Here is a 698-nt window from a genome sequence, read left to right as displayed (position 1 = left end):
TACTGTCCAAGTAAACATGGGACCATTTGATTCGGCATCAGTAAAGCAACAAATGTTGGATGTTTCGCCTAGCCTTTTGCAAGTTTCTGATAAACTACTAGTTTCCGGTGATGTGCATAATAATGGAGCACAAAAATCTCTTAATACCAAAGTTTATTTGATTTTATATGACGCATTCCATAGAATATTTCGAATTGGCATGTCTGAATCAATAGATGTTGATTCTACAACAAGTTCACAATTCAATGTTACAGCAGATCTAACTCCTCAAGTTGTATCCTATGCACTTGTGGCAGAGTCTAGTGTATACCAATCAAAATCAATCCAGAATGACCTCAAGGTATCACCTGTGAATGTAGGTGTTCCAAAGATTACTAATCTAAATGGTACATCCTATTCTGCTGTACCAGTAAATTCTACTGTTATGATAACTAGCAAACTTAATCATGTTATTAATTCAACACAACCATTCATCTATTATGTTCAAGTAAAACAATTTAATGGTCAAACTGAATTTATCGGTAAAAATGAAGGAATATTCCTTGGCATAGGATCTCAAAATGCATCTGTAAATTGGATACCTCATTCTGCAGGTTCATATTTTGTTGAAACGTATGTGTGGAATTATGATAATGTTCCTTTGGCAGAATTACAACCACAAATTGTCCTAGTACTTGTTAAATGACAAGGCACTAAAT

General features: G+C 34.1%; 1 pseudogene. It reads left to right on the top strand.

Annotation, left to right across the window (positions count from 1 at the left end):
• Positions 1 to 685 (top strand): annotated as a pseudogene (locus tag DYY66_RS02690) (hypothetical protein); the annotation flags it as partial.
• Between the last annotated feature and the right edge of the window lie 13 nt (positions 686 to 698).

This window comes from Candidatus Nitrosotalea sp. FS (assembly GCF_011319475.1).
Lineage (GTDB): Archaea > Thermoproteota > Nitrososphaeria > Nitrososphaerales > Nitrosopumilaceae > Nitrosotalea.
Note: the sequence above shows the minus strand (reverse complement) of the source record. Positions and strands in the feature narration are given on the sequence as shown.